The following is a 25,665-nucleotide window of genomic DNA, read 5'->3' as shown; positions in this document are numbered from 1 at the left end:
GGCCCCCTGACCCTTTTTTTTCAACCTGACTTCAAGGACCCGCCATGGCTCTCATCGCCCTTCGCCAGTTGCTGGACCACGCCGCCGAACACGGCTATGGCGTGCCGGCCTTCAACGTCAACAACCTGGAGCAGATCCAGGCGATCATGCAGGCCGCAGACGCCTGCGATGCCCCGGTGATCCTGCAGGCCAGCGCGGGGGCGCGCAAGTACGCGGGCGAACCCTTTCTGCGCAAGATGGTCGAGGCCGCGATCGAGATGTACCCGCGCATTCCCGTCGTCATGCACCAGGACCATGGCGCCACACCGGCGGTGTGCCAGCAGTCCATCCGCAGCGGTTTTTCCAGCGTGATGATGGACGGCTCCTTGCGCGAGGACGCGAAGACGCCCGCCAGCTACGAATACAACGTGGCGGTCACGCGCAAGGTGGTGGAGTTCGCGCACGCGGTGGGGGTTTCGGTGGAGGGTGAGCTGGGTTGCCTGGGTTCGCTGGAGACGGGCGAGGCCGGTGAGGAGGATGGCGTGGGCGCCGAAGGCCGCCTCAGCCACGAGCAGATGCTGACGGACCCCGCGCAGGCGCGCGACTTCGTGGCGCAGACCGGTGTGGACGCGCTGGCGATCGCCATCGGCACCAGCCACGGGGCCTACAAGTTCACGCGGCCCCCGACCGGCGACATCCTCGCCATCGACCGCATTGCCGCGATCCACCGCGTGATCCCCGACACCCACCTGGTGATGCACGGCAGTTCCAGCGTGCCGCAGGAGTGGCTGGCCATCATCCGCGAGCACGGTGGCGACATCCGGGAGACCTATGGCGTGCCGGTGGAGGAGATCGTGCGCGGCATCCGGAGCGGTGTGCGCAAGGTGAACATCGACACCGACATCCGCCTCGCCATGACGGGTGCGATGCGCCGCGCCATGGCGGACCGGCCGGCCGAGTTCGACCCGCGCGCCTTCTTCAAAGATGCCACCGCGGCAGCGCGCGGCATCTGCCGCGACCGCTTCGAGGCCTTCGGCTGCGCGGGCCAGGCCAGCCGCATCACGCCGCTGCCGCTGGAGCGGATGATCCGGCTGGCGGCTTGACGCCTCAGGCCAGCGAGTCGGCCCAGATGTTGCGCGCCCAGGCCATGGCGTACTGGCCTTCGAGTTCGCTCGCGGCGCTGGACAGCCCGCCCGATCCCGGTACGGTGACCATGGTCTTCTGCGCGGCGTCGTAGCGGTGCACGCTGGCCACGTGCACCACGTCGGTGGCGGTGACGAAGCTGTAGCAGGTGTTGGCGTAGATCGGCAACTGCGGCGGTTCCTTGCCTTGCAGCAGCGAGACCACCGCCGCGGCGCAGGTCTTGCCGTGCTGGTTGGCCATGTGGCCGGACTTGGGCATGCCCGGCGCGATCTGGATCGCGTCGCCCAGCACGTGGATGTTCTTCGCCGCCTTCGACTCGAAGGTCAGGAAATCCACTTCGCACCAGCGGCCGTTGGCGGTGGCCAGGCCGGTCTTCACCGCGATATCGCCTGCGCGCATCGTGGGCAGCACGTTCGCCACGCCGGCCTTGAAGTCGTCGTTGAACTCGAACTTGAGCGTGTTGGTGGCGGCGTCCACGTCCACCACCTTGTGCTTGGGCCGGTACTCGATGATGTCCTTGTAGTGGTCTGCCCAGGCCTTCATGAACAGGCCCTTCTTGGAGGTGATGTCGTCGTTGGCGTCGAAGACGATGACCTTGCTCTTGGGCTTGGCTTTCTTGAAGTAGCTCGCCACCATGCAGGCCCGCTCATAGGGGCCCGGCGGGCAGCGGTAGGGTGCCAGCGGAATGGAGAGCGCATAGACGCCGCCGTCGGGCAGGGCCTCCAGTTGCTGGCGCAGGGCCACGGTCTGCGGACCGGCCTTCCAGGCGTGCAGTACCTTGTCGGCCGCGCCGGGCTTGGCCATGCCGGGCAGGGTGTCCCACATGAAGTCGATGCCAGGGGAGAGGATCAGGCGGTCATAGGGGAGTTCGCCTCCGCTGGCCAGCTTCACGGTGCGCTTGGCGGGGTCGATGCTGGCCACCATGTCGCGCACCACCTTCACGCCGTGGCGCTTGCCCAGGTTGTCGTAGGGCGTGGTGATGTCGGCGATGGTCTTGTGGCCGCCGAGCACCAGGTTGGAGATCGGGCAGGAGACGAAGGCGGCATTGGGCTCGACCAGGGTCACGTCGATGCTGTGGTCGGAGAACAGGCGAACGTACTTGGCGGCCGTGGCGCCGCCGTAGCCTCCACCCACCACCACCACCTTGGCACCACTGCCGGTGGTGGCGCAACCACCCATGAGGCCCAGGCCCGCGACGGCGGAGCCGGCACCCAGCGTCTGTACGAATTGACGGCGTTTCATGTTGGGGTCTCCTCTTCTTATTTCTTCTGGGCGGCGAAATAGCCGGCGATCTGGGTCAGTTGCTCATCGCTGTAGCCCTTGGCGAGCTGGTGCATGATGGTGGCGGGCCGTTTGCCGGCCTTGAAATCCAGCAGCTTCTGCGTGAGGTCGTCCTTGCTCTGGCCCGCCAGCGATACCGCCCCCGGCTCGGCGCGGCCGTCGGTGCCATGGCAGTTCGCGCACGCGGCAGCCCACACCTTGATCTGATTCACCTGCGCCTGGGCCCCTGCGGCCAGTGCGCAGAGTACGCCTGCGGCCAGCCATTTCTTCGATATCGCCATCGTGGTCTCCGTGGTTGTGGTTGATCGGTTTTGCACTCAAAACTGTAGCAGACCACCCAGGCGGGGCCTGTTTATCCGTGATTACGCATATGTCGATGCTTCATCCTAGCATCGGCCCTCGGCGGGCCACATCGTAGAAACCCTAGAGAGTATCCATGTGGCATGGAGGGCTTCGGGTTTTCACTAATCCGAATATCAGCAATCACTCATATATTCAACTCCCCATCGGCGAAATGGCCATCGCCCCACTGAAGGAAGAACCCGTGTCGAAGAATTTGAGCGACGTCATCGGACGCGTGCTGCCCGCGCCGGAAAACCACCTCGATGCCGAGCGCCTGGAGCAGGCACGCAAGGCACGGCGCAGTTTCATGGGCAAGGCCCTTGCCATGGGCGCGGGTGTGACCGCATCCGCACGCGCCGTCGCGGCGGGCGCGGAAGGGGAGGATGCGATCCTCAAGTTGCCCCCGCACTCCACCGGGCTGGGTCAGCCCGTGGCTTCGCAGGGCTATGGCATGCCCAGCAAGTGGGAGGGCAACCTGCAGCGCCGCCAGAGCCCCGGCCTGACGCGTGTGCCGCAGGCTTCCGTGAGCTTCACCCCGTTGCAAGGACTGTTCGGCATCATCACGCCCAACGGCCTGCACTTCGAGCGGCATCACCAGGGTTGGTGGGACATCGACCCGTCCCAGCACCGGTTGATGGTCAATGGCCTGGTCCAGCGCGAGCGGGTGTTCACCATGGACGACCTGATGCGCCTGCCCAGCGTTTCGCGCATCCACTTCATCGAGTGCGGCGCCAACTCGGCGCCGGAATGGGGCAATGTGGCCCTGCCATCGGTGCAGTACACGCACGGCATGGTGAGCTGTTCGGAGTTCACCGGCGTGCTGCTCTCCACGCTGCTGGAGATGTGCGGCTACGACCGCAAGAACGGCAAGTACGTGCTGGCCGAAGGCGCGGATGGATCTTCGATGACGCGCACCATTCCCATCGAGCGGGCGATGGACGATTGCATCGTGGCCTGGGCCATGAACGGCGAGATGCTGCGTCCGGAGAATGGCTACCCGCTGCGTCTGGTGGTGCCGGGCATCCAGGGCGTGAGCTGGGTGAAGTACCTGCGCCGCCTGGAAGTGGGGGACATGAAGTGGGCCACCAAGGACGAGGCGGTGCACTACATCGACCACATGCCCGATGGCACGCACCGCCAGTACACCGGCATCCAGGAGTGCAAGAGTGTGATCACCACGCCCTCGGGCAGCCAGATGCTGCTGGACAAGGGCTACTACAACATCACCGGCCTGGCCTGGTCCGGGCGCGGCAGCGTCAAGCGGGTGGACGTGAGCGTGGACGGGGGGCGCAACTGGCGCACCGCGCGCCTGGAAGGGCCGGTGCTGCCCAAGGCCCTCACGCGCTTCAACATCGACTGGGTGTGGGACGGCAAGCCCGCCATCCTGCAAAGCCGCGCGATCGACAGCACCGGTTACGTGCAGCCCAAGATCAACCAGTTGCGGGCCGTGCGCGGCACGCGTTCGATCTACCACCAGAACGCGATCCAGTCCTGGCGGGTCGCCGAGAACGGTGAAGTCTCCAACGTCCAAGTCTATTGAAGAAGCCGCCCATGCGAACCCCGTTCATTCTGGCTGCCGCGTTCGTTGCGTGCAGCGCCCTGGCCCAGCCTGCCGCCTGGCACGACATTGGCCGCGATGCGACCAAGGCCGAGGTCAAGGCCTGGGACATCGACGTGCGCCCCGACTTCAAAGGCTTGCCCAAAGGCGCGGGCAGCGTGTCCATGGGCGAGCGCGTGTGGGAGGCGCAGTGCGCGTCCTGCCACGGCAGCTTCGGTGAGTCCAACGAGGTGTTCACGCCCATCGTGGGCGGCACGACCAAGGCCGACATCGAGCGCGGCCGGGTGAAAAACCTGGAACAGGGCAGCAGCTTTCCGCAGAAGACCACGATGATGAAGGTGGCCACGGTGTCGACGCTGTGGGACTACATCAACCGCGCCATGCCCTGGAACGCGCCCAAGACGCTCAAGACCGACGAGGTCTACGCCGTCACGGCCTACATCCTGAGCCTGGCCGAGGTGGTGCCGCCGGATTTCACGCTGAGCGACCAGAACATCGCCGAGGTGCAGAAGCGCATGCCCAACCGCAACGGCATGGTGTTCCATGAGCCGTTGTGGCGCGTGGACGGCAAAGGCGATGTGAAGAACGTGGCCTGCATGAAGGACTGCCCGGTCGAGACCACCATCCGCTCTGCGCTGCCGGACTTCGCGCGCGATGCGCACGGCAACATCCAGGAGCAGAACCGCGTGGTCGGCCCGGTGCGTGGCGCCGATACGACCAAGCCGCCGCCCACCGCCCCGGTGGGCAGCGGGCCGCGTCCTGCGCCGGTGATGGTGGCCGCCGCGAAGCCCGCCGATGTGAAAAGCCTGCTGGCTTCGAACAGCTGTACCGCCTGCCATGGCATGACGCAGAAGATCGTCGGGCCAGGCTTCAACGAGATCGCCGCCAAGCACAAGGGTCAGGACAAGCTCGAGGCCTACCTGGCGGTGAAGATCCGCGAGGGCGGCGTCGGTGTGTTCGGCGCGGTGCCGATGCCCCCGCAACCTCAGCTCAGCGCGGCCGAAGCGGCCGCCATCGCCAAGTGGATCGCCGACGGCGCCAAGTGAGCACGGTGCGCGGACAAGGTCTTTGCCACCCTGCAAAAATGCGTGACCATAAATATTTGCATTTACTCGTAAACCCCATTCCCCACCACCTTAGGAGACCGTACGCTATGTCCATGAAACCGATCCTGCTGAGCCTGGCGGCCACCGGCGCGCTGTTCAGCGCTGGTGCGCACGCCATGGATGCCGCCGCCGCCAAGGCCCTGGCGTCCAAGAGCGCCTGCCTGGCCTGCCATGCGGTCGACAAGAAGCTGGTGGGTCCTTCCTACATGGACGTGGCAGCCAAGCACAAGGGCCAGGCCGATGCGCTGGACAAGGTGGCCGCGCGCATCAAGTCGGGCGGTTCCGGCATGTACGGCCCCGTGCCCATGCCCCCACAGCCGAATCTGAAGGACGACGAGCTCAAACTGCTGGCTGCATGGGTCCTCGCCGGCGCACCCGACAAGTAAACTCGCCCCCCTGCCGTTACCCTTTCTCTCCAGGAGTATTTCCATGAACAACACACGCCGAGACGCGCTCAAGACCACGGGCGCATTTGCCACGCTGGTGTCACTGGGCATCGTGACCCAGAGCCAGGCGCAGGCCGCCGTGGACCGGGCCGGCTTTGAAGTGAAGACGCTGCCCGAAGCGCTCAAGGCCGTTGGCGGCACACCCGCCACCAGCGACCAGGTCACCGTGGTGGCACCGGACATCGCCGAGAACGGCGCGGTGGTACCGGTGGGCGCTTCCAGCAAGCTGCCCAACACCACGGAGATCTTCCTCATCGTCGAGAAGAACCCGATGCCGCTGTCCTGCGGTTTCACCATTCCCGCGGGCACCGCGCCGGACGTGCAGACCCGCCTGAAGATGGGGCAGAGCAGCAACGTGATCGCCGTGGTCAAGGCCGACGGCAAGCTGTACTCGGCCACCAAGGAAACCAAGGTCACGCTCGGCGGCTGCGGCGGCTGATCGCCGCCTCCGTTCCGCTCTTACCCCATACCCGAATTCCAGGAGTCCATCATGGCCGATCCGATGCGCATCCGCGCCGCCCTCGCCGGTGACGAAACCACTGTCCGCGTGCTCATGTCCCACATCATGGAGCCCGGCACCCGCCGCGACGCCGCCGGCGCCCTCATTCCCGCCCACTTCATCCGCGACGTGGAAGCCACCCACAACGGCAAGACCGTGCTGCAGGCGCAGTTCACCGGCTCGGTGGCGCAGAACCCGTTCCTGTCCTTCAAGTTCAAGGGCGCCGCCAAGGGCGACAAGATCGTCGTGAAGTGGGTCGACAGCAAGGGCGACACCCGCACGGACGAAGCCACGGTGGCCTGACCCACCCCGCCGCGCTGCTGCCGCGCGCGCTCCCTTCGAGTTGCGCGTCACCGGCGGCCCGGCAGAGCCGATGCCGCGGTGCCTTTGGGCAAAGACACCTTTCCCTGACATCCGACAACAACGAGGAGACCCCCGATGAAAACCCCCCTGTTCCCCAGCCTGCTGGCTGCGGCCACTCTGTCCTTCGGGCTGGGTACCGCACACGCGCAGGACGCCACCGCCGAGGGCATCGCCAAGTACCGCGAGATGCTGCAGGACGGCAACCCGGCCGAACTGTTCGAGATGAAGGGGGAAGAGCTCTGGAAATAGAAGCGGGGGCCCAAGAACGCGTCTCTGGAGAAGTGTGATCTGGGCAAGGGGCCTGGCGTGATCCAGGGCGTGTTCGTCGAGCTTCCGCGCTATTTCGCCGATACCGGCCGCGTGCAGGACCTGGAGACACGGCTGGTCACTTGCATGGAGACGCTGCAGGGCTTCAATGCGGCCGAGATCATGAAGACGCCATTCGGCCGCGGCGAAATGGCCAACGTGACGGCGCTGGCGACCTATGTGGCCACGGCATCCAAGGGCATGAAGTTCAAGCTGCCGCAATCCCATGCCAGCGAGCGCGCGATGTACGAGACCGGCAAGCGCCTGTTCTTCACGCGTGGCGGTACCCACGATTTCTCCTGCGCGTCCTGCCATGGCAGTGACGACAAGCGCATCCGCTTGCAGGACCTGCCCAATCTGACCAAGAACCCGGGCAACGGCATTGGCTTCGCGGCCTGGCCGGCCTACCGTGTCTCCAATTCGCAGATGTGGGGCATGCAGTTGCGCCTGAACGACTGCTTCCGCCAGATGCGCTGGCCCGAGCCCAAGTTCGGCAGCGACGCGACGCTCGCCCTGAGTGTCTACATGGGCGTGAACGCCAAGGGTGCCGAATCCATCGTGCCCGCCATCAAGCGCTGACCGAACCGGAGACACCTGACATGAGCAAGAACACCATTGCCTGGACCCTGCTGCCTCTGACGGCTTTCCTGCTGGGCGGCTGCACGCTGTCGCCCTCCAGCGCCGACTACGACAAGGCCACGGCGGAGATCCTGAAGACCTCGTTCCAGGAGCGCGGCATTGCCAAGCTCGACCGCCTGACGCAGGACGACGCCAACCGCGAATGCGCTGCGGCCGACGTGGCTGGCAAGCCGCTGAACGAGGCGGTGTCCAAGGCCATCGAGGCCGCCAACATGAAGACGGTGAAGTGGCCGAGCGACGGCAAGTTCATCGGCGACTGGAAAGAGGGCGAGAAAATCGCGCAAAGCGGCCGGGGTCTGACCTGGACCGACAGCGCCAGCACCGCCAATGGCGGCAACTGCTACAACTGCCACCAGATCAGCAAGGAAGAGATCTCCTTCGGCACGCTGGGCCCCAGCCTCTACAACTACGGCAAGCTGCGCGGTGTGACCGACCCGAACAGCGCAGCGGGCAAGGCGATCGTGGAGTACACCTGGGGCAAGCTGTGGAACGCGCGCGCCTACAACGCTTGCTCGCAGATGCCACGCGTGGGCCACAACGGCATCCTCAACGAGAAGCAGCTCAAGGACGTGATGGCCCTGCTGCTGGACCCCGCGTCCCCGGTGAACAAATGACCGTCAGGCCCTGGCCGCCAGCGGTGGCCAGGGCTTCGCTCAAAAAAATTTCGCGCAAATATCAGTAAACGATTATTCATAGACAAGGACCGAGATGAGCTTCAGCCGCCGTGAATTCCTCCAGGTACTGGCGGTCGCCAGTGCCACCGGGATGGCCCTGGACCACCAGGATGTGCTGGCCGCAGCGCCGGGCGCCTCAGAGCGCCTGTACGACGTGCCCCGGTTCGGCAACGTGAGTTTTCTGCATTTCACCGACTGCCATGCGCAGTTGCAGCCCATTCATTTCCGCGAGCCCAGCGTGAACATCGGCGTGGCCGATGCCCTGGGTCGCGCGCCGCATCTCGTGGGCGAAAAGCTGCTCAAGCACTTCAACATCCGGCCCGGCACGGCCCAGGCGCACGCCTTCAGCTACCTCGACTTCAGCCAGGCGGCCAGGACCTACGGCAAGGTGGGCGGCTTCGCGCACCTGGCCTCGCTGATCAAGCAGCTCAAGGCCAGCCGGCCGCACGCGCTGCTGCTGGACGGTGGCGACACCTGGCAAGGTTCGGCCACCTCGCTGTGGACGAATGCGCAGGACATGGTCGACGCCTGCAAGCTGCTGGGCGTGAACATGATGACGCCGCACTGGGAGTTCACCTTCGGTGCCAAGCGCGTGCAGGAAATCGTGGAAAAGGACTTCAAGGGGCAGATCGAGTTCCTGGCGCAGAACGTCAAGACCACCGACTTCGAGGACCTGGTGTTCAAGCCCTACGCCCTGCGCGAGATGAACGGCGTGCAGGTGGCCGTGATCGGCCAGGCGTTCCCGTACACGCCCATTGCCAACCCGCGCTACATGGTGCCGGACTGGACCTTCGGCGTGCAGGACGAGCACATGCAGAAGGTGGTGGACGAGGCACGCGCCAAGGGCGCCCAGGTGGTGGTGGTGCTCTCGCACAACGGCATGGATGTGGACATCAAGATGGCGTCGCGCGTGCGTGGCATCGACGCCATCCTGGGCGGCCACACCCACGACGGCATGCCTGCCCCGACCGTGGTGAAGAACGGCGGCGGCCAGACGCTGGTGACCAACGCCGGCTCCAACAGCAAGTTCCTGGGCGTGCTGGATTTCGACGTGCGCGACGGCCAGGTGCGCGACTTCCGCTACAAGCTGCTGCCGGTCTTTGCCAACCTGCTGCCGGCCGACGCGCAGATGCAGGCCTTCATCGACGGCGTGCGCGCGCCGTACAAGGACCGGCTGGGCGAGAAGCTCGCCGTCACCGAAGAGCTGCTCTACCGCCGTGGCAACTTCAACGGTTCGTGGGACCAGCTCATCTGCGATGCGCTCATGGAACGCAAGGGCGCCGAGATCGCCTTCTCGCCGGGTGTGCGCTGGGGCACCTCGCTGCTGCCAGGCGACACCATCACCTACGAAGCCATGATGGACCAGATGGCGATGACCTACCCCGCCACCACGCTCAACGAGTTCAGCGGCGAGCAGATCAAGACCATCCTCGAAGACGTGGCCGACAACCTCTTCAACCCCGACCCCTACTACCAGCAGGGCGGGGACATGGTGCGCGTGGGCGGCATGCAGTACACCATCGCCCCGACCGCGGCCATGGGCCAGCGTATCCAGAACATGACGCTCAAGGGCAAACCCATCGAGGCCGGCAAGACCTACAAGGTCGCGGGCTGGGCGTCGGTGCAGGAAGGTGTCAAGGGCGAGCCGATCTGGGACCTGGTCTCCGGCTACCTGCGCGACCGCAAGGTGATCAAGGGCGTGAAGATCAACGCGCCGCGCCTCGTCGGCATGCAGGGCAACCCCGGCCTGGCGATGTAAGCGCGGCGCGGTCAGGCCGCGCGGCCCAGCGCCTGCGCCCTGCTCAAAGCGCGGGCCCCTCAGGTGTGGCTCGCGGCTGGTCCGGGCGAGTCGTGGACCGATAAGGGGTGGTGGCGTCCATGGCCACCGTCGCTGCCGTCGTACCGCCCAGCGCCAGATAGCCCAGCGTGGTCAGCTTGCTCGCGCGGCTAGGGGCCGCCACCGTGGCCAGCGGCAACGGATCCGTTTCCCGCAGACCACGCGCCAGCAGGTAGGTGGTGCCCTTGTCGCTGTGGGCGTAGTGCGCGGTAGCCGCACCCAGCGCATCGAGCGGGGAGCACATGGCCTGGTCGACGGCGCTGGCGCCAGGCCGAGGGCTGTTGCCGCTGACGAAGGGCAGCTCCGGCCCACGCAGCAAGGCCACCGCATGGCCGCGCGAGAAGGCGCCAGCGACCAGCGCGTTGAGTTCACAGCCAGAGGCAACGTCCGCACGGGTGAAGAAGAGGCTGGCCGGGTGCGTGGGGTCCAGGCGGTGGTCGGTTGCCAGCACACTGGAGCGGCTGTGGCCGTGAAAGAGCAGGGCATGGTGAGGGTAGTGCGCATGCGCGGCATCGGCTGCGCCCTGCGCCTCATCGAGAAAGCGGCGGTAGTCGCGCAAGGTGCGCGGTGCCTTGGCGAGATCCCAGGCCACGGTCATCAGAAGAACATACCGCGCCGCTTGGGCGGCCATGAAGGGAAGTGGCATGGTGGCGGTCCGTGGGTGTTCTGGGCATCGCAGTCCAGCGATGCTAGGGCCCGGACCGCCGGCCGGGCCACCATGGAACTGGCGGTGTGCGACGAAGCACCAGCCGCCAGGCCACGGTCAGAAGTCGTGGCGCACGCCGACGGAGTACAGACGGCGGTCGGTGGTGGTCACGCCCGCGCCGTTCTCCACGTTGCCGTCAAGCAGCGCGCCGTACAGGCGGGTGCGCTTGGACAGGGCGTAGGTCACGCCAGCGGCCAGGGCGGAGCCCTTGGCGGTGGTGGCACCGGCCGCCTTGGCCTTGCTGTAGGCGTAGCCCACCGAGAAGTCCAGGTTGCCCATGGGCACGTTCACGCCGATCGAGTAGCCGTCGGCCTTGGCGCCGTTGGTGATTTCGGCGCGGTTGTAGCCGGCGGAGACGCGGGCCACGCCAAAGTCGTAAGCGCCGGAGATGGCGGTGTACTCGCGGTTGTTGCCCTTCTGGTCCTGGAAGCCGATGCCCACGTCCAGGGGACCGTTGCGGTAACGCAGGTTGTACGACACCACATCGGCCTTGACGGTGGCGTCTTCGTCCAGCCCGTAGCCCACGCCTACCGTGAAGCCGCCGAAGGAAGGCGATTCGTAGCGGATCTGGTTGCTCGCGCGGCTCGAATAGTCGGCCACGCCGGCGGTGTAGGCGATCTTGGTCGGACTGAACTCGGAGTCCCAGAGGTTGCTGCTGACGCTGATGTCGCGGATGTCGTCGAAGGACGTGTCGTGGCGGCCGAGCTTGACCGTACCGAAGCCGCCGCTCAGGCCCACGATGGACTGGCGGTCAAAGCCGCCGAAGGCGCCGGTGTCCACACCCAGTGCGCCCTCCAGCGTGAAGATGGCCTTGAGGCCGCCGCCCAGGTCTTCGGTGCCACGAAAGCCCAGGCGGCTCGTGGACAGGTTGCCGCTGTACAGGCGGGTGGTGCTGACGCCGTTGACCTTGTCGGCCCCGGCCGATGCGTCCATGCGGCCGTAGATGGTGACGTTCGATTGGGCCCAGGCGGTGCCGGCGCCGGTCAGGCAGGCCATGGCGGCGAGTGCGGTGATGGACTTTTTCATGTTGAGAGGTTCCTGGTTCTTGTGCGAGCGGGGCCAGAGGGAAGCCCCGCGTCCTCCGCGACATGCGGCGGACGGTTCCATTGCAGCCGCCGAGCGAGAAAGCTTCATGACACTGTGGCGTGGGGCCTACGGTGAGGCTGGCTTGTGCCCCACAGGCGTTCACCCGAGAATGCGCGCTCAACCCGCGTCACGCGTTTGTCGGTCCTTCCCCACCCGCATCACCATGGCCTTTGCCAATCCCAAGAAGCTCGAGCATTTCCTGCAGATGGCACAGGCCGGCAGCCTGTCGCGCGCGGCCGAGCGCCTGGCCATGTCGCAATCGGTGCTCAGCCGCGAACTGCGTGAACTGGAAGAGGAACTGGGCGCGAGCCTGTTCACGCGGCATCCGCGTGGCGTGGAACTCACCGCGGCCGGTCTGGCGCTCAAAGGGCAGGCACAAACCATCCTGGGACAACTCGGACGCCTGCGCGACGAGGTCGTCGCGGCGGCGGAGCAGCCATCGGGCAAGGTGGCTTTCGGCATGCCGGCTTCAATGACGGCCATCCTCACCGGCACCTTGGTGCAGTCTTTTCACCAGCGCTACCCCGGCGTGAGGCTGCGCATTCGCGAGGGCCTGTCCACCCACCTGCGTGCCTCGCTGCTCAGCCGGGAACTGGATGGATTGGCGCGAGCTGGAGCTCAACGTGGCCTTCGGCGAGGCCGTTGTGAACGAGGCCGGGGACGCGCATTCGCCTGCGGCCCGGGCCTTGGGCGGGCTGGTGCGCAAAGGCCAGGCCCATCTGGCCCGCCCGGGGCCCGCCGTCAGCGAACGCCAGTCACTGGCCAGCGACATCGCTGCCGCCATCAGCGCGCTCATGGCCGAGCGCTACGCCGCTGGCCGTGCTGCGAGCATCCAGGGCATGGAGCGCATCGTTCTGGACCACGCCAAACGCCAGCTGGACCTCCAGCGCGCCTGGTTCCAGCCCTTCGGGTTCGAGTCCCACCCGGGTGCAGTTCCACCCTTGAGCGAGGCCCTGGCCGGTTGTCCGGATGTCTGAGTTCGCGCCCTGGATTGGACCGAACATCCAACCTTTGGGCCGATAATGCGCCCATGTCCCAAGACCGCGCCAACGCCCGTCCGCTGACCACCGCGGACCTCATCCACCTCGAACAGATCCGCCAGCTCAAGGCCCGGTACTGCCGACTCATCGACACCAAGCGGTGGGACGACCTGCGCGCCGTCTTCACCGACGATTGCCGCTTCGACGGCATGGGCAACTACCTGCCGGCCGGTGCCGAAGCCGACGCCTTCGTCAGCTTCGTGCGCGTGCGCCATGCCCACACGATCTCCGTCCACCACTGCCACACGCCCGAGATCGTGCTGAGCTCGGACCGCGAGGCACGCGGCATCTGGGCCATGGAGGACTTCGTGGAATGGCAAGGCCTCGAACACGTGGCCGCCGAATGGACCGGCTTCCGCGGCTTTCGCGGCTACGGCCACTACGAGGAGGCGTACCGCCGCAGTGGCGACCAATGGCTCATCGCGTCCGTGCGGCTCACCCGGCTGCGGCTCGACGGCGTGCCCGCCGACGCTCCGCCGTGCCGGCCTGGTGCCTTGAAGGCGTCTGCCGACTGGCTTTGAGGGGTGGCGGCGGCCCCCGCCAAGACTCACCCAGGCAAAAGGCCTTGCGACGTGTGACGCCACAGGGCTTTTGATGTTCTGGTGTTGGAGAGATGCATCACGGCATCGAGTGACTGAAGCTAAGTGGTTGCCCGTGGATTGATATGCATACTGCCTCTGGATAGCCGTCACGGACGCCTATCCAGAGGTCTGATAGGAGCGTCATGGGTAACAGATGGGGTATTCCAAAGGACGTTGAAACACTGGTGCTGATTCGGGACACGGTATGCGTGTACTGCGGCGTGGGCTTTGGTGAAGAAAGGCGCACCAAGCGATCATGGGAGCACATCGTCAACGACCTACGCCTCTGCACTGCCGATAACATCGCGCTCTGCTGTGTCGGGTGTAACTCGTCGAAGGGCGCGAAGTTGCTCCAAGACTGGCTGAAGTCAGATCGCGCGAAGAGACGGGGGATTTCCGAGGGCACGATTGCGCCCGTTGTGCATGACGCCTTGCTGCTCCATCACTCATCGACAAGCTCCTGAATCGACCCATACAGCTTTTGCTTTAGCGCACTATGGTCAACGCCATAGTGCAACCGCCGGTTCACACTGGTGTTTCATGAAGCTCGTTTGCCGATTGTCGGTCGAGTAGAGGGGCAGGGTGGCGAGGCGGAACTGCATGACCCTGTTGCGGCAGGTTGAGTGTTTGCGCGGCCTGGCGGCGTGCACCTCCATTGGGGTTGTGTGCTGGACGCCCAGTTCAGGTGGCTACACGGGCCTGAAAAGAAAAACCCCGCCACTTTTTGAGTAGCGGGGTTTCTTTTACCAACTTGGTGCCGGAGAGAGGAGTCGAACCCCCGACCTTCTCATTACGAATGAGCTGCTCTACCAACTGAGCTACACCGGCGAAGCTCGGCATTATAGCGTCCTGCCCGGCGGGGCTGGTGCCGGAACTCAGTCCTCCAGGTGGTAGCGCGTGACGCGCTCGACCTCGTTCTTCGAGCCCAGGATCACGCTCACGCGCTCGTGCAGCCTGGTGGGCTGGATGTCCAGGATGCGCTGGCGGCCGTTGGTGGCGGCGCCGCCGGCCTGCTCGACCAGCCAGCCCATGGGGTTGGCCTCGTACATCAGGCGCAGCTTGCCGGGCTTTTCGGGTTCGCGCTTGTCCCAGGGGTACATGAAGATGCCGCCGCGCGTCAGGATGCGGTGCACGTCGGCCACCATGCTGGCGATCCAGCGCATGTTGAAGTCCTTGCCGCGCGGCCCTTCCTTGCCGGCCAGGCATTCGTCCACATAGCGCTTCACGGGCGCGTCCCAGTGGCGCATGTTGCTCATGTTGATGGCGAATTCCTTGGTGTCCTCCGGGATCTGCACGTTCTCGCGGGTGAGCACGAAGGAGCCTTGCTCGCGGTCCAGCGTGAACATGGCCACGCCGTCGCCGACAGTGAGCACCAGGGTGGTCTGCGGGCCGTAGACGCAGTAGCCGGCGGCCACCTGGCGGTGGCCGGCTTGCAGGAAGTCGCCCACGTCGACGCCGCGGTCGTCCTCGGGCATGCGCAGCACGCTGAAGATGGTGCCGATGCTGACGTTCACGTCGATGTTGGATGAACCGTCCAGCGGATCGAACAGCAGCAGGTACTCGCCCTGCGGGTAGCGGTTGGGCACCACGTAGATGCCTTCCATTTCCTCGCTGGCCATGGCGGCGAGGTGGCCACCCCATTCGTTGGCTTCGATCAGCACCTCGTTGGCGATGATGTCGAGCTGCTTCTGCACCTCGCCTTGCACGTTCTCGGAGCTGGCCGAGCCGAGCACGCCGCCGAGGTCACCCTTGTTGACAGCCTGGCTGATGCTCTTGCAGGCGCGTGCCACCACTTCAAGCAGCAGGCGAAGCTGCGAGGGGATGTGACCGTGGTCGCGCTGCTGTTCGACGAGGTAGCGGGTGAGGGAGATGCGTTTGGTGCTCATGGTGGTGTGGTCGTCGGGTCAGTCGGCCAGTGCGCGGGTGACCACCTCGCGCACGTCGTTGCTCAGGTCGGGCTTGGCCGCGACGCGGGCGATGGCTTCGCGCGCGGCGCTGCGGTAGGGCTCGGCCAGCTTTTTCCAGCGGTCGAGTGCACGGGCGAGGCGGGCTGCCACCTGCGGGTTGAAGGCATCGAGTTCGATCACGCGCTCGCTCCAGAACCGGTAGCCGGCGGCGTCGCTGCGGTGGAAGGCACCCGGGTTGGCGCTGCAGTAGCTGAAGATCACGCTGCGCGCCCGGTTGGGGTTGCGCAGGTTGAAGTCCGGATGGGCCAGCAACTGGCGCACCGCGGGCAGGATGTGGCCACCGCGGTCGCTCGCGCCGGCCTGCAGGGCGAACCATTTGTCGATCACCAGGGCCTCGTGGCGGAACAGGCTGTGGAAGCGTTCCAGCGCGGTGCGCGCCAGCGGGTGCTCACTGCCCACCAGGGCGGCGAGGGCGTTGAAGCGGTCGGTCATGTTGCCGGCGCGCTGGAAGTGCAGCCAGGCGCGCTCGGGCCAGTCCAGCCGCGCGTCGTGGCGCCAGGCCAGGCACAGCATGGACAGGGACAGGCCGGCCAGGGCGCGGCGGCCGGTGCTCACCGGGTCGGGGCGGTAGGCGCCGTTGTCCTTGTGGTGCTCGAAAGCCCAGGCCCAGTCGTCGCGCAGGGCGCTGGCGAGCTGCGCGCGCATGGCCTCACGCACCGCGTGCACGCGCTGCGGATCGACCTCGGCCAGTTGTTCGGCGATGTAGGTCTCGCCGGGCAGGGTGAGCACGAGCTCCTTGAAGGCCGCGTCCAGGCTGTGGTGGCGCAGCACGTCGCGCATGGCCCCGATGAAGGCACCATCGAGCGGGGCGTCGGGTGCGGGGCCTTCGGCCTGGATGGCGTTGAGCGCCCGGCGCAGGGCGAGGCGCTGGCCCGCCTCCCAGCGGTTGAAGGGGTCGGTGTCGTGCGCCAGCAGCGTCAGGAGCTGGGCATCGGTGTAGTCAAAATCCAGCACCACCGGTGCGGAGAAGCCGCGCAGCATCGAAGGCACGGGCTCGGCATCGAGGTTCACGAAGGTGAAGCTCTCGCTGGGCTGCGTGAGCACGAAGGTGCGGGTGCCACTTTCCGGTTGTCCCCAGTGGGCCAGTTGCAGCGGCAACTCGCGCCCGTGTGCGTCGATGAGCCCGAGCGCGACCGGAATCACGAACGGCTCCTTGTGGGCCTGTCCTGGTGTGGGTGCGCAGCTTTGCGTGAGTGTGAGGGTGTAGCTGCGGGCCTGCGCGTCGTACCGGCCTTCGGCGTGCACATGCGGCGTGCCGGCCTGGCTGTACCAGCGCTTGAATTGCGGCAGCAGGCGCGCGAGTTCGGACCCGGGATTGGCGTCGGCGACAGCCTGGGCGAAGTCGTCGCAGGTGACGGCATGGCCGTCGTGGCGCTGGAAATACAGCTTCATGCCGCGCGCGAAACCTTCGCGGCCCACCAGGGTCTGCATCATGCGCACGACCTCGGCGCCTTTCTCGTAGACCGTGACGGTGTAGAAGTTGTTGATCTCGGCGTAGCTGTCGGGCCGCACCGGATGGGCCATGGGGCCTGCGTCCTCGGGGAACTGCGCGGTGCGCAGCACGCGCACGTCCTCGATGCGCTTGACCGCGCGCGCCGAGGGTTCGGCGCACAGGTCCATGCTGAATTCCTGGTCGCGGAAGACCGTCAACCCTTCCTTGAGGCTGAGCTGGAACCAATCCCGGCAGGTGACGCGGTTGCCGGTCCAGTTGTGGAAGTACTCATGCCCCACCACCGACTCGATGTTGGCGAAGTCGGTGTCGGTCGCGGTGGCGCTGTTGGCCAGCACGTACTTCGTGTTGAAGATGTTGAGGCCCTTGTTCTCCATCGCCCCCATGTTGAAGTCGGCGGTGGCCACGATCATGAAGCGCTCCAGGTCCAGCGGCAGGCCGAAGCGGGCCTCATCCCAGGCCACGCTGGCGATGAGCGAGTTCATCGCATGCTCGGTCTTGTCCATGTCCCCTGGACGCACGTACACCTGCAGCAGGTGATCCGTGCCGCTGCGCGACGTGATGCGCTGCTCGCGCGCGACCAACTGGCCTGCGACAAGCGCGAACAGGTAGCAGGGCTTCTTGTGCGGGTCGACCCACTTGGCGAAATGGCGGCCCTCGGGCAGCGTGCCTTCCTCCACCAGGTTGCCGTTGGACAGCAGCACCGGGTAGCGGGCCTTGTCGGCGCGCAGGGTGACGGTGTAGCTCGCCATCACGTCCGGGCGGTCCAGGAAGTAAGTGATGCGGCGGAAGCCCTCGGCCTCGCATTGCGTGAAGAAGGTGCCCTGGCTCACGTAGAGGCCCATGAGCTGGGTGTTCTTCTCAGGCACGCAGGTGGTGAAGATCTCCAGGTCGAAGGGCTCAGGGCCCTCCGGGAGGTTCTCCAGCACGAGCTGCGTACCCTCGATCTTGAAAGAGCAGCCCGCACCGTTGACCAGCACGCGCGCCAGGTTCAGGTCTTCGCCGTCGAGCCGCAGCGCCTGGGCGGTTGCGTCCGGGTTGCGGCGCAGGCGCATCTTGTTGAGCACGCGCGTCTTGGCCGGGTCCAGGTCGAAGCAGAGGTCGACGGTTTCGATCCAATAGGCCGGCGGTGCATAGTCTTCGCGGCGAATCACGGTGGCGGGGCCTTCACGCAATGAACTCATGGGTCAGACCCCTTGTTTGAGGGAAGCTTCAATGAAGGGATCGAGATCGCCATCCAGCACCTTCTGCGTGGCGGATATCTCGACGTTGGTGCGCAGGTCCTTGATGCGGCTGTTGTCCAGCACGTAGGAGCGGATCTGGTGGCCCCAGCCCACATCGGTCTTGCTGTCTTCCAGCTTCTGCTGTTCTTCCTGGCGCTTGCGCAGCTCGTGGTCGTAGAGACGCGAACGCAGGCGCTTCCACGCCACGTCGCGGTTGCTGTGCTGGCTGCGGCCGTCCTGGCACTGCACCACGATGCCGGTGGGGATGTGCGTGAGGCGCACGGCCGAGTCGGTCTTGTTGATGTGCTGGCCGCCCGCGCCGCTGGCGCGGTAGGTGTCCACGCGCACGTCGGCGGGGTTGATCTCGATCTCGATCGAGTCGTCGATCTCGGGGTAGACGAAGATCGAGGCGAAGGACGTATGGCGCCCGCCGGAGGAGTCGAACGGGCTCTTGCGCACCAAGCGGTGTACCCCGGTCTCGGTGCGCAGCAGGCCGTAGGCGTATTCGCCCTCGACCTTGACGGTGGCGCTCTTGATGCCGGCGGTGTCGCCCTCGGTCTCGTCCTCGATGGTGGTCTTGAATCCCTTGCGTTCGGCGTAGCGCAGGTACTGGCGCAACAGCATGCTGGCCCAGTCGCAGGCTTCGGTGCCGCCCGCGCCGGCCTGGATGTCGACAAAGCAGTTCAGCGGATCGGCCGGGTTGTTGAACATCCGGCGGAATTCCAGCTTCTCCACTTCGACAGCGACCTTGGCGGCTTCGGCCTCGATGGTGAGCAGGCCGGCCTCATCGCCGTCCTCGCTGGACATCTCGAACAGCTCGGTGTTGTCGGCCAGTTCGCTGGACAGCCGGTCCAGAACCAGAACGATGTCTTCCAGGGACTTTTTCTCGCGGCCCAGATCCTGGGCCCGCTTGGGGTCGTTCCAGACGGTGGGGTCTTCCAGCGCCGACTCGACCTCCTTCAGTTTCTGGGCCTTGGCATCGTAGTCAAAGATACCTCCGGAGCTCGGCCACCCGGGAGGTCAGGTCCTCGAGCTGGCTGCGGATGGTGTTGGTGCGTTCGGCGTCCATGGTTCTTTTCCTGCGAATCGGGTCAAAACCGCAATTTTCTCATGGGCGCGGCCCGCTGCGGGCCCGCCGGGCTGGGCGTGGCCTCAGAAGCGCCAGGTGGCGCCGACCATGAAGGCGGCCGTGCCCAGCAACTGGACTTCCAGCGCTGCGCGTGGCGAGAGCCGGTAGCCGACCGCGGGAATGATCACCGGGGAGAAGCCGCCGAAGTTGAGCGGTACCTTGTCCTTGTACTGGCCCACGTAGCCATAGATGATGCCGGCGCTGGCGGACACGTAGATGCGGGGCTGTTCCGGGAAGAGGCCGGGCCAGGACTTGCCTATGTAGGCATAGGCCGAGGGCTGGCCAAATGAATTGTTGAACAGGCTGAATCCGCAGAAGCGGTTGTCGGGCAGCAGCCGGGTCAGGCTCAGTGCATAGACGGGGCGGTGCTCTTCCGAGTAAGTCCAGTGGTGGGTGTAGGGTGAAAAGAAGGTCTCGTAGCGTGGTTCGGAACCGGCTGCGGGCTGCTCGATCCCCGGACAGGGCCGCAGATCCATCGCGTGGCTGGACACGGACCAGCCGGCGCCGCAGAGCATGGACGCCCACAGGGCGAGGGTGATCGAGGGGTGCTTGTTCTTGTGCATGGCGGTCCAGTATGCCCGGCACGGGTGCGGGCCCTGCAACAACCCGTAGGCAGCGCGGGGTTCTCGCGCCTACTCGTTGGGGGCGGCAAGGAAGTCTTCGACGAGCCTGGCCAGTTCGCCGGGCTGGTCGTGGTGCATCATGTGGCCCGCATCCTGGACCAGGGCCTGGCGCAGCCGCGGCACGGACTGCAGACGCTCCTCGAACTGCGCGAGTGTGTACTTGCCCTTCCACCACAGGCCCAGGCTGTCGTCGCTCGCCGTCACCACGAGCACCGGCGCACTGATGCGGCGGTAGAGCTCCAGTGCTTCATCGACGCGGAACAGCTGTGCGCTGATCACCTTGTGCGCCGCATCGCCAAGGATGGCCCATTCGCCGTCCGCGTTCGGCGCCGCCCATTGGCGTGCCAGCCAGTCGGCCTTGTCCCGGGGCAGGCGGGGGTTGGTCTTCATCAGGCGTTCGGCCACGCCTTCGGCGGACGCGTAGCGCTTGAGGTCGCTTTCGCCCCGGTGCAGAGCCTTGATCTCGTCGATCCATTGTGCGTAGCGGCCCGGTGCCTGCGCGGCCCGCGTTTTTGGCATGCCGAAGCCTTCGAGGTTGACCAGGCGGCGGATGCGCTGGGGCCGCACACCTGCGTACATCATGGACAGGTTGCCGCCCATGCTGTGTCCCACCAGATCCACGGGCTGGTCGCCCACCACGCGGTCGAGAAGGATGTCCAGGTCTGCCAGGTAGTCGGGGAACCAATAGGCGTCGGGGGCGGGGCCTTCGCTGCGCGTGTGGCCATAGCCTCGCCAATCTGGCGCGATGATCCAGCGCTCGGTGCGCATGGCGTCCACCATGAACTGCCAGGACGCTGACACGTCCATCCAGCCATGCACCAGAACCAGCGGTGTCTGGCCTGCCTCGCGCCGTCCCCAAGTACGCAGGTGGTAGTTGAGCTGGCGGACCGGGACGAACTCGCTGTGGGAGAGGCGGCGGGCTTGGTACATCCAATGGATCATAAAGAACACGAGCGCGACAAGCCGTCAGGCCAGTCAAGCCCGGGACAAGTGCCGCGCATGGCGCGCAAAGCACAAGGCCCGGCAAAGCCGGGCCTTGTGGCTCTCGCAGGGGAGCGGGTTCAGCGTGCGGCGGTCTGCGCGGGCTCTGCCACGTAGATCTCCACGCGGCGGTTGGCCGCGCGGCCGGCGGGGGTGCCGTTGTCGGCCACCGGTTCGCGCGAGCCGCGCCCATCGGTGGTAAAGCGCGCCGGGGACACGCCGCGCGCCACGAGGTAGTCGCGGGTGGCGTTCGCGCGGTCGAAGGACAGCGGGTTGTTGATGGCGTCGCTGCCGGTGCTGTCGGTGTGGCCGATGATGGCCACCTGCGTCACCTGGTTGCTCTGCAGCGTGGTGGCGAATTGGTTGAGCACACCGCCCAGGGCGGGATTGATGGCGGAGCGGCCGGTGGCGAATCCCGCATCGGCCGGAATGTCGAGCTTGAGGCGGTTGTCCGCCGTCTGGCTCACGCCAATGCCCGTACCCTGGGTGGCTTGTTCCATCGCGCGCTTCTGCTCCTGCATGCGCGTCGACCAGATGTAGCCGCCCAGCGCGCCCGCGCCGGCGCCGATGACGGCGCCCTTTGTAGCGCCCTTGGAGCCGCCGGTGAGGCCGCCCAGCACCGCACCCGCCACGGCGCCTATGCCTGCGCCCTTGGCCGAGTCGGACTGGGTTTCGCTCATGTTGGCGCAGCCGGCCAGGGCGATGGCTGCGGCCAGGGTGGTGAAGGTGAGGGCACGGGTGAGACGGTTGCTGTTCGAATTCATGGTTTTCTCCACTGCGTTATTGAGGGTCACGGCCGGTCGTCCGTGCTTTCGGCGGTGATCGCCGAGGCCCTAAACTTACACCCTGTCTGCAGGGCGTGCCTGTAGGAATTGACCGACTTTACAAAAACTTTCATGAACACTGTTTCTCTGGGTGGCAGCGGGTTGCAGGTCACACCGATCTGCATGGGCACCATGACGTTTGGCCAGCAGGTCGATGAGGCTTCGGCGCACCGCATCCTGGACCGTGCGGTCGAGCGCGGCCTGAATTTCCTGGACACCGCCGAGATGTACTCGGTGCCCGCGCGTGCCGAAACCTACGGCGCTACCGAGACCATCCTTGGCAACTGGTTCGCCCAGCGCCCTGGCCTGCGTCAGAAGCTGGTGCTGGCCACCAAGGTGGCCGGCCCTTCGCGGGGCATGCCCTGGATCCGTGGGGAAGTGGCGGGCCTGACCCGGGCCGAGATCGTCCAGGCTTGCGAGAAGAGCCTGCGCCGCTTGCAGACGGACACCATCGACCTCTATCAGATCCATTGGCCGGCGCGCAATGTGCCCATGTTCGGTGCCACCGCGTTCGACCCCTCCAAGGACCGCGACTGCGCGTCCGTCCAGGAGCAACTGGAAGCCATGGCCGAGTTGGTGCGCGCGGGCAAGGTGCGGGCCATCGGCTTGTCCAACGAGACACCTTACGGCGTGCACGAGTTCGTCCGTGTCGCGGAGCAACTGGGCCTGCCGCGCGTGGCCACGGTGCAGAACCCGTACTGCCTGATCAACCGGAGTTATGAGAACGGGTTGGACGAGACCTGCCATCGCCTGGGGGTGTCGCTGCTGGCGTATTCGCCGCTGGGCTTCGGCCTGCTCAGCGGCAAGTATGACCAGAGCGGCCTGGTCGGGGACGCCGGGCGCCTGGCCCTGTTCGAGTCCATGCGCAAGCAGCGCTGGGGCCGGCCCGAGGCGCTGGATGCCGCGCGCCGCTACAACGCGCTGGCGAGCGAACACGGGCTCACGCCCACGCGCATGGCACTGGCCTTCTGCTACGCCAACTGGCGCGTGGCCAGCACCATCATCGGTGTGACGACTCAGGCCCAGCTCGATGAATGCCTGGACGCCTGGGGCACCACGCTGTCGCCCGAACTGCTGGCCGCGATCGACGCGATTCGCCAGGGTGCACGCGATCCCGCCCAGTAGGCACGCACAGACACACGGAACTTGGCCAAGAAGCCGCACGTCAGCGAAACCCCCGCCACCGCCTGGCTCAAGGCGCATGGCGTGGCGTTCAGCGAGCATCCCTACGAGTACCTGGAGCACGGTGGCGCGCTGCACAGCGCGCAGGTGCTGGGCCTGGACCCGTTCGCGGTGGTCAAGACCCTGATCATGCAGGACGAGACCGCGCGACCGCTGGCGGTGCTCATGCACGGCAACCGCACGGTGTCGACCAAGAACCTGGCGCGCCAGATCGGCGCCAAGGCCGTTGAGCCCTGCAAGCCCGAGGTGGCCAACCGCCACAGCGGCTACCTCGTGGGCGGCACCTCGCCGTTCGGGCTCCGCCGTGCCATGCCGGTCTACGTGCAGTCCAGTGTGCTGGTCTTGCCGCGCATCTGGATCAACGGCGGCCGCCGGGGCTATCTGGTGGGCATCGAACCCTCGGTGCTGACAGGCCCGCTGGGCGCGGCGGCGGTGGACTGCGCGCTGGCAGAATGAAACGCCACGACCCACCGCGAGGTGCCGCGTCGTCACGAGAATGAAGACCGAACCGAGGATATTCCCATGGCAATGACTTACCCACTGCTGGCCACGCTGGCGGCCTACCTGATCGGCTCGCTGTCCTTCGCTGTCCTGGTCAGCCGCACCATGGGTCTGGCCGATCCACGAACCTACGGCAGCAAGAACCCGGGTGCCACCAACGTGCTGCGCTCGGGCAGCAAAGCGGCGGCCATCGTCACACTCCTGCTGGATGCGCTCAAGGGCTGGGTGCCGGTGGTGGTCGTGAAGGGCTGGGGCGAGGCGTGGGGCCTGGGCGATGGCACAGTGGCGCTGGTCGGGCTGGCGGCTTTCCTGGGCCATCTCTACCCTGTCTTCTTCCGCTTCCAGGGCGGCAAAGGGGTGGCCACCGCAGCCGGCGTGATCGTGGGCCTTCAGCCCTGGCTGGGCCTGGCCTCGCTAGCGACCTGGGCGATCATCGCTTTCTTCTTCCGCTATTCCTCGCTCGCGTCGATCGTCACCGCGGTGTTTGCGCCCGCCTATTTCCTGCTCGGGAAGGGCGTGGCGTGGGATGCTCCCGGCGTGCAGGTGATCAGCCTCACGGTCATGGCGCTGCTGCTGGTATGGCGGCATGCGGAGAACATCAACCGCCTGATCGCAGGCAAGGAAAGCAAGCTGGGAGCGAAAAAGCCATGAACGAACCCCGACCCATTCAACGCATCGGCATGGCCGCGCGCTACAGCGAGGCCGCGGTGTTCGGCGGCGTGGTCTACCTGGCCGGCATGGTGCCCGAGCGGGGCGATGCCGACATCCGGGGCCAGACGGAGGATGTGCTGGAGCAGGTGCAACAGCGCCTGCGCGAGGCCGGCAGCGACAAGTCCCGCATCCTGCGTGCACAGATCTATCTGGCCGACATCGGCGAGATCGGGGTCATGAACGAGGTGTGGGATGCCTGGGTGGTGCCCGGCGCCGCGCCGCCGCGTGCCACCGTGCAGGCGGCGCTGGCGCAGTCCCACTACCGCATCGAGATCGTCGTCACCGCCGCGACCCTGTAGGGTTGGTGCCCGGCCTCACAGGGCTTGGCCGCGTCGTCAGTAGCGCCGTTCCAGCGTGAGCTGGTCGTTGTTGCGTTGCATCTGGAAGCGCGTGAGGAAGCTGTTGCCCAGCAGCACGAAGGGCATGGCTTGAGGCAGCACCAGGCCGGGCACGTCGTACACCATGGCCTCGCCGACCTTGATGCTGGCCAGTCTGACCTCGTAACCCGCCACCGCGCCGTTGGCCGTGCTGACCTTGACCTTGCGACCTTTGTCAAAGGCCAGGTTGATGCGGCGCGCGTCCGACTCGCTGAGGATCACCAGCGTGGCGCCGGTGTCGACCATGAACTGCACCTCCCGGCCATTGATCTGGCCTGGTGGCATGAAGTGACCCTGTGCATCGGCGGTCATCACGATGCGCTGCGGGCCTGCCTCTGCATCGGTCTTGCCGCGGCCCACGCTGACCGGAGCATCGCCCACGCGCAAGGTTTGCCGCTGGCCATTGACCTCGATCACAGCCACTTCGCCCTGCGCACTGAGCAGGCGCACACCCTGGTGGAGCTGCCCTGGCGTGAGAAAGCGCGGTGCCCCGCCGTCGATGACCAGCAGCGCCCGTCCGTTGGACAGGCCCGAGAGCGTGACCTGCTGCGCCAGCGCTGGCAGCGCCAGGCCCGCTAAGCCCAGCAACGCGACAGCGGGCGAGATACGCATCTAGTCGCGAAAATTGTTGAAGGACAGCGGCAGGTCCTTGAGCTCGCTGCGGATCAGTGCCATGGCCGCCTGCAGGTCGTCGCGCTTGGCGCCGCTCACGCGCACCGCATCACCCTGGATGGCGCCCTGCACCTTGAGCTTGCTGCCCTTGAGAATCTGCTGGACCTTCTTGCCGTCCTCGGTGCTGACGCCGTTCTTGACCTTGATGGCTTGTCTGACCTTGTCGCCACCCGCCTTCTCGACCTTGCCGGCTTCGAGGAAGCGCACGTCCACGCCACGCTTGGCGAGCTTGCCGCGCAGCACGTCGTCGATCTGCTGGAGCTGGAAGTCGGCATCGCCGTGCAGCACGATTTCCTTCTCTTTCTCCTTGAACTCGATGGCCGCGCTCGTGCCCTTGAAGTCGAAGCGCGTACCGATCTCGCGCGCAACCTGGTCGATGGCGTTCTTTACTTCCACGAAATTGGCTTCAAGGACGGTGTCAAAAGAAGGCATGGCGTTC

26 protein-coding genes, 1 tRNA gene and 2 pseudogenes are annotated in these 25,665 nt (G+C 66.2%); 16 read left to right on the top strand and 13 right to left on the bottom strand.

Annotated features, from left to right (window positions below; genetic code table 11):
* The first annotated feature begins 44 nt into the window (after nt 1-44).
* A complete protein-coding gene (fba, locus tag KIT53_RS11910; RefSeq protein WP_297752600.1) occupies nt 45-1,082 on the top strand; it encodes a class II fructose-bisphosphate aldolase in 1,038 nt (345 codons plus the stop codon).
* A gap of 4 nt (nt 1,083-1,086) precedes the next feature.
* Here fba and KIT53_RS11905 read toward each other — a convergent pair whose 3' ends face one another.
* Together KIT53_RS11905 and KIT53_RS11900 are read right to left on the bottom strand one after the other, a co-directional pair.
* On the bottom strand, nt 1,087-2,364 hold the full coding sequence (locus KIT53_RS11905; protein WP_297752597.1) for an NAD(P)/FAD-dependent oxidoreductase: 1,278 nt from the start codon (nt 2,362-2,364) through the stop codon (nt 1,087-1,089).
* A gap of 17 nt (nt 2,365-2,381) precedes the next feature.
* A complete protein-coding gene (locus KIT53_RS11900) occupies nt 2,382-2,684 on the bottom strand; it encodes a c-type cytochrome (protein WP_297752594.1) in 303 nt (100 codons plus the stop codon).
* A 275-nt stretch (nt 2,685-2,959) separates the two neighbouring features.
* Between KIT53_RS11900 and soxC the strand changes: the two genes are divergently transcribed.
* The 8 genes and pseudogenes from soxC (at nt 2,960) to soxB (ending at nt 10,095) form a co-directional block, all read left to right on the top strand.
* The gene (soxC, locus tag KIT53_RS11895; RefSeq protein WP_297752607.1) at nt 2,960-4,285 is read left to right on the top strand and encodes a sulfite dehydrogenase; all 1,326 of its coding nucleotides are present in this window, start codon (nt 2,960-2,962) and stop codon (nt 4,283-4,285) included.
* Nucleotides 4,286-4,296: 11 nt separating this feature from the next.
* A complete protein-coding gene (locus KIT53_RS11890) occupies nt 4,297-5,349 on the top strand; it encodes a c-type cytochrome (protein WP_297752591.1) in 1,053 nt (350 codons plus the stop codon).
* A gap of 113 nt (nt 5,350-5,462) precedes the next feature.
* Complete coding sequence (locus tag KIT53_RS11885) at nt 5,463-5,795, top strand: c-type cytochrome (RefSeq protein WP_297752589.1); 333 nt, start codon at nt 5,463-5,465, stop codon at nt 5,793-5,795.
* Between the two features lie 43 nt (nt 5,796-5,838).
* Entirely contained in the window at nt 5,839-6,294 is a 456-nt protein-coding gene (gene soxY / locus KIT53_RS11880; RefSeq protein ID WP_297752586.1) for a thiosulfate oxidation carrier protein SoxY, read from the top strand.
* A 51-nt stretch (nt 6,295-6,345) separates the two neighbouring features.
* Nucleotides 6,346-6,657, top strand: a complete 312-nt coding sequence (soxZ, locus tag KIT53_RS11875; RefSeq protein ID WP_297752583.1) for a thiosulfate oxidation carrier complex protein SoxZ — start codon at nt 6,346-6,348, stop codon at nt 6,655-6,657.
* A gap of 135 nt (nt 6,658-6,792) precedes the next feature.
* Nucleotides 6,793-7,602, top strand: a pseudogene (soxA, locus tag KIT53_RS11870) (sulfur oxidation c-type cytochrome SoxA).
* Between the two features lie 20 nt (nt 7,603-7,622).
* Nucleotides 7,623-8,276 (top strand): sulfur oxidation c-type cytochrome SoxX, encoded by a 654-nt coding sequence (gene soxX, locus KIT53_RS11865; protein ID WP_297752581.1) that lies wholly within the window; start codon nt 7,623-7,625, stop codon nt 8,274-8,276.
* 94 nt (nt 8,277-8,370) lie between these two features.
* Nucleotides 8,371-10,095 carry a thiosulfohydrolase SoxB gene (gene soxB / locus KIT53_RS11860; RefSeq protein WP_297752578.1) on the top strand — a complete coding sequence of 575 codons (1,725 nt, stop codon included), beginning with the start codon at nt 8,371-8,373 and terminating at the stop codon, nt 10,093-10,095.
* A gap of 43 nt (nt 10,096-10,138) precedes the next feature.
* Here the strand turns inward: soxB and KIT53_RS11855 are convergent, their stop codons facing one another.
* Both KIT53_RS11855 and KIT53_RS11850 read right to left on the bottom strand, forming a co-directional pair.
* Nucleotides 10,139-10,819 (bottom strand): hypothetical protein, encoded by a 681-nt coding sequence (locus tag KIT53_RS11855; RefSeq protein WP_297752575.1) that lies wholly within the window; start codon nt 10,817-10,819, stop codon nt 10,139-10,141.
* Nucleotides 10,820-10,936: 117 nt separating this feature from the next.
* Complete coding sequence (locus KIT53_RS11850) at nt 10,937-11,905, bottom strand: porin (RefSeq protein WP_297752572.1); 969 nt, start codon at nt 11,903-11,905, stop codon at nt 10,937-10,939.
* Here KIT53_RS11850 and KIT53_RS20270 point away from each other — a divergent pair.
* The 3 genes and pseudogenes from KIT53_RS20270 to KIT53_RS11835 form a co-directional block, all read left to right on the top strand.
* Nucleotides 11,823-12,515, top strand: a pseudogene (locus KIT53_RS20270) (LysR family transcriptional regulator); the annotation flags it as partial. The gene KIT53_RS11850 and the pseudogene KIT53_RS20270 sit on opposite strands and share 83 nt — an antisense overlap.
* A 46-nt stretch (nt 12,516-12,561) precedes the next feature.
* Nucleotides 12,562-12,942: a hypothetical protein gene (locus KIT53_RS11840; protein ID WP_297752566.1), complete on the top strand. Its 381-nt coding sequence runs from the start codon at nt 12,562-12,564 to the stop codon at nt 12,940-12,942.
* A 53-nt stretch (nt 12,943-12,995) separates the two neighbouring features.
* Nucleotides 12,996-13,526 (top strand): nuclear transport factor 2 family protein, encoded by a 531-nt coding sequence (locus KIT53_RS11835; RefSeq protein ID WP_297752563.1) that lies wholly within the window; start codon nt 12,996-12,998, stop codon nt 13,524-13,526.
* Nucleotides 13,527-14,338: 812 nt separating this feature from the next.
* Here KIT53_RS11835 and KIT53_RS11830 read toward each other — a convergent pair.
* From KIT53_RS11830 to KIT53_RS11800, 7 genes are all read right to left on the bottom strand, one after another.
* A tRNA-Thr gene (locus KIT53_RS11830) sits at nt 14,339-14,414 on the bottom strand.
* Nucleotides 14,415-14,461: 47 nt separating this feature from the next.
* Nucleotides 14,462-15,472: a class 1 fructose-bisphosphatase gene (locus KIT53_RS11825; protein WP_297752560.1), complete on the bottom strand. Its 1,011-nt coding sequence runs from the start codon at nt 15,470-15,472 to the stop codon at nt 14,462-14,464.
* A gap of 18 nt (nt 15,473-15,490) precedes the next feature.
* Nucleotides 15,491-18,187: an aminopeptidase N gene (gene pepN, locus KIT53_RS11820; RefSeq protein WP_297752557.1), complete on the bottom strand. Its 2,697-nt coding sequence runs from the start codon at nt 18,185-18,187 to the stop codon at nt 15,491-15,493.
* Nucleotides 18,188-18,190: 3 nt separating this feature from the next.
* Nucleotides 18,191-19,295, bottom strand: a protein-coding gene (gene prfB / locus KIT53_RS11815) for a peptide chain release factor 2 (protein ID WP_297752554.1) whose coding sequence is annotated in 2 segments (ribosomal slippage) — nt 18,191-19,213 and nt 19,215-19,295 — 1,104 coding nt in all. Because the reading frame shifts where the segments join, the coding sequence is not laid out codon by codon here.
* Between the two features lie 83 nt (nt 19,296-19,378).
* The gene (locus tag KIT53_RS11810) at nt 19,379-19,918 is read right to left on the bottom strand and encodes a hypothetical protein (protein ID WP_297752551.1); all 540 of its coding nucleotides are present in this window, start codon (nt 19,916-19,918) and stop codon (nt 19,379-19,381) included.
* A 69-nt stretch (nt 19,919-19,987) separates the two neighbouring features.
* Nucleotides 19,988-20,908, bottom strand: coding sequence for an alpha/beta hydrolase (locus KIT53_RS11805; RefSeq protein WP_297752549.1), 921 nt, complete (start codon nt 20,906-20,908; stop codon nt 19,988-19,990).
* Nucleotides 20,909-21,039: 131 nt separating this feature from the next.
* Nucleotides 21,040-21,723: an OmpA family protein gene (locus KIT53_RS11800; RefSeq protein ID WP_297752546.1), complete on the bottom strand. Its 684-nt coding sequence runs from the start codon at nt 21,721-21,723 to the stop codon at nt 21,040-21,042.
* A gap of 132 nt (nt 21,724-21,855) precedes the next feature.
* On the opposite strand from KIT53_RS11800, the gene KIT53_RS11795 reads away from it, so the two are divergent.
* The 4 genes from KIT53_RS11795 to KIT53_RS11780 all read left to right on the top strand — a co-directional run bounded on the left by KIT53_RS11795 (nt 21,856) and on the right by KIT53_RS11780 (nt 24,476).
* The gene (locus KIT53_RS11795) at nt 21,856-22,908 is read left to right on the top strand and encodes an aldo/keto reductase (protein ID WP_297752544.1); all 1,053 of its coding nucleotides are present in this window, start codon (nt 21,856-21,858) and stop codon (nt 22,906-22,908) included.
* A 21-nt stretch (nt 22,909-22,929) separates the two neighbouring features.
* The gene (locus KIT53_RS11790; RefSeq protein ID WP_297752541.1) at nt 22,930-23,421 is read left to right on the top strand and encodes an aminoacyl-tRNA deacylase; all 492 of its coding nucleotides are present in this window, start codon (nt 22,930-22,932) and stop codon (nt 23,419-23,421) included.
* Between the two features lie 66 nt (nt 23,422-23,487).
* A complete protein-coding gene (gene plsY, locus KIT53_RS11785) occupies nt 23,488-24,117 on the top strand; it encodes a glycerol-3-phosphate 1-O-acyltransferase PlsY (protein ID WP_297752538.1) in 630 nt (209 codons plus the stop codon).
* Nucleotides 24,114-24,476, top strand: coding sequence for a RidA family protein (locus KIT53_RS11780; protein ID WP_297752535.1), 363 nt, complete (start codon nt 24,114-24,116; stop codon nt 24,474-24,476). Before plsY ends, KIT53_RS11780 begins: the two co-directional genes overlap by 4 nt.
* A gap of 36 nt (nt 24,477-24,512) precedes the next feature.
* Here the strand turns inward: KIT53_RS11780 and KIT53_RS11775 are convergent, their stop codons facing one another.
* Together KIT53_RS11775 and KIT53_RS11770 are read right to left on the bottom strand one after the other, a co-directional pair.
* Nucleotides 24,513-25,166, bottom strand: coding sequence for a TIGR02281 family clan AA aspartic protease (locus tag KIT53_RS11775; RefSeq protein ID WP_297752532.1), 654 nt, complete (start codon nt 25,164-25,166; stop codon nt 24,513-24,515).
* Nucleotides 25,167-25,658, bottom strand: coding sequence for a YajQ family cyclic di-GMP-binding protein (locus tag KIT53_RS11770; protein ID WP_297752529.1), 492 nt, complete (start codon nt 25,656-25,658; stop codon nt 25,167-25,169).
* Nucleotides 25,659-25,665 lie beyond the last annotated feature (7 nt).

The sequence above is a fragment of the Hydrogenophaga sp. genome, assembly GCF_026125785.1.
Classification (GTDB): domain Bacteria; phylum Pseudomonadota; class Gammaproteobacteria; order Burkholderiales; family Burkholderiaceae_C; genus Hydrogenophaga.
Note: the sequence above shows the minus strand (reverse complement) of the source record. Positions and strands in the feature narration are given on the sequence as shown.